The following is a 2,465-nucleotide window of genomic DNA, read 5'->3' on the forward strand; positions in this document are numbered from 1 at the left end:
TTGCAAAATAAGAAAAGGTCATGTTAATAGAGATTAACATGACCTTTATAATCGTTATTAGAGAAAACATCTTAGAATGCAATGTATGTGAGTTCAATCCCAGAATTTATAGATATTAACCAATAATAACGATCAGATTTTATCCTAAAACTTCCTCAACATACACGACATCAATTTGAGCATATATGTTACTTATTTAACTTTGCCTTGCGGTGATAAACCTCTTAATGATATAAATTTCATTAAAAATCTGTAGAGTATGATTAAAAAGGCACTAGGAATGCCCTACATTAATGCACAATTAATTTGTTGAGCCTAAATGTGAGTTAAAAAATTCAAACTTAATTTTAAATTATTGGTAATAATATATGGAAATAAAAATACATCGTTCCCTCACAGACGATAATACTGTAGAAATCGTCCCTGACGCATTTAAGTTTTCATATTTAATGCTAGATGGTGGCGAAATGAAAGAAGCAGTTTATTGTACAGTCATGCATATGCTTCGCTCAAATGACGGATGTTTCTTTTCAATAACAGATAATGGTCAGAAAGTTGCTTACGGCCTCTTCTCTTACGGAAAAGAAGGCAGGAAAGTGCGAAGATTATATTACTTTGCAGTTGAAAGGGAGTTTAGAGGTTCTGGTTTGGGAAAGAAAGCTTTGGAGTTAGCACTAAAAACAGAAGTTGATACCGATTATGGCTGCACTGTTGCATGCCGTCCCGAGCTTAGATCCTTTTACGAGCAAGTCGGTTTTAAGTATTATTGCCCCGCTGAAGATAAGGTTAATGAAATAGTCTTAGCCTATGTTAGTTCTAAAATAATGACAATTGAGCAATGCGTAAACCAAATAATCTGTTTAGTAGAAATTCAGCCTGAAGCAATTGAAATCTTTTCTGAAGTAAAACGTACGCTTAAAAAGTTTGGTATCAGACCTCCAAAGCATGCCCCTAAGAAAAAATCTCATTAGCTAGCTTGTTTCAATAAAACTGATTTAAGTTTTAGCTTTCATTATTTATCAAACTCACCTCAGAAATATAAGGAAGTTTTAAGTGTCAAGACTGTCACAATCACAAAAAATTGTTGAGTTACTTAAGGCAAACCCAAATAAAAAATTTAATGCTCGACAAATAGCAGAGCAAATTGTTGAAGCTTACCCAGAGGATTATAGAGAAAAAAGGCAGAATCCAAGGTTTGCCGATGAAAAAGCCTTCATATCTCAAATTGTGGCAGAAATTGGTTCTCAAAAGGATCAAATAGTAAAAAATGATCGACACGTATTCTGGCAAGATAAGCCCCGCCCTCGAGTTTATTGGTTCAACCCTGAAAAAATTGTTGGTCAAATAGAACCTGAATTAGAAGAAATTGATAATGACGATAATGAAGTAGTAACGATTCCAGAAACATTAACTTTTTCCGAGCATGACCTATACCCAATACTTATTGATTACTTAAAAACAGAGCTAAAATTATACTGTCAAAGAATAGATGAGAAACGCTCAAAAAATTCGCGGGGCAGTGGTGGAAATCAATGGTTGCATCCTGATATCGTTGCTATGCAGCCAGTTGATAAAGAGTGGAATGAATTAATTAGAAGCTGTGTAAAGCAAGGAGCCGGTCAAAGTGTGCGGCTATGGTCTTTTGAAGTAAAAAAAGAGCTAACAGGATCAAATGCTAGGAAAAGCTTCTTTCAAGCCGTGAGTAACTCAAGTTGGGCTAATGAAGGATATTTAGTAGCGACCTCCATATCTGATAGTAGTGTTGAACAAGAATTGAGGATGCTTTCTGCACTTCATGGTATCGGTGTTATTCTTCTCAATCCAGAAAACCCAAGTGAAAGTGAAATGATGCTTCCTGCAAAATCTAGAGCTGACGTTGATTGGCAATCTGTAAATCGAATATTAGTTGAAAATACAGATTTCAAAGATTATATAGAGCTTGTATCAACTTACTATCAGACAGGGAGAGTTCGAGCTAGGGATTGGAATAAGTGAAAATCCCACTAGAAAATGTGACAGTTGAAATTACAAATGTTAAGAGCCTTGCCTAATCCGCAGTTTTAATAAGTATTACTCAGAGCTAGTAAACCTAAAACGTACTAGCTCTGACAGCTACATTTTTAATAAGTGACTGTCAGTTTAAATTTGAGCTTTTATCTAAGCCTAAATAGCTTTTCCATCCAATAATGTTGCTAATTGTGCCCTACCACAGCATATGCTCAAAATGCTTACCTTTTTGGATTAATCAAAATATCTCGATATCGATTTAAGATTTTTGCTTGATTTTCTTTAAGCCAACTATTTTTAATTGAGTACCTTGCTTTACGCTTTTTTGTTGCACCTTTTAACTGTGATGAGGTTTCTATAAGCTCATGCCTCGCAAGCAGCCAGCCCTCTTTAATCGAACTGAGCCCTTGGTTACATATTAGAATATTAACTGTGTCTTTGGTTAAACGCTTATTGCA

The 2,465-nt window shown here is 35.0% G+C and carries 3 protein-coding genes; 2 read left to right on the forward strand and 1 reads right to left on the reverse strand.

The window, feature by feature from the left end:
* Positions 1-368: 368 nt before the first annotated feature.
* Both P20439_RS07130 and P20439_RS07135 read left to right on the forward strand, forming a co-directional pair.
* Positions 369-971, forward strand: coding sequence for a GNAT family N-acetyltransferase (locus tag P20439_RS07130; RefSeq protein ID WP_008465653.1), 603 nt, complete (start codon positions 369-371; stop codon positions 969-971).
* A gap of 82 nt (positions 972-1,053) precedes the next feature.
* Positions 1,054-1,995: a COG2958 family protein gene (locus P20439_RS07135; RefSeq protein ID WP_008465654.1), complete on the forward strand. Its 942-nt coding sequence runs from the start codon at positions 1,054-1,056 to the stop codon at positions 1,993-1,995.
* 233 nt (positions 1,996-2,228) lie between these two features.
* On the opposite strand, the gene P20439_RS18835 is transcribed toward P20439_RS07135, so the two are convergent.
* Positions 2,229-2,465: hypothetical protein (locus P20439_RS18835; RefSeq protein WP_036933134.1), on the reverse strand; the 237-nt coding region annotated here is incomplete at its 5' end.

This window comes from Pseudoalteromonas sp. BSi20439 (genome assembly GCF_000241165.1).
Classification (GTDB): domain Bacteria; phylum Pseudomonadota; class Gammaproteobacteria; order Enterobacterales; family Alteromonadaceae; genus Pseudoalteromonas.

Bases quoted from the DNA above. Each gene is read 5' to 3' on its own strand.
- P20439_RS07130 (WP_008465653.1), top strand. From the start codon at position 369: ATGGAAATAAAAATACATCGTTCCCTCACAGACGATAATACTGTAGAA.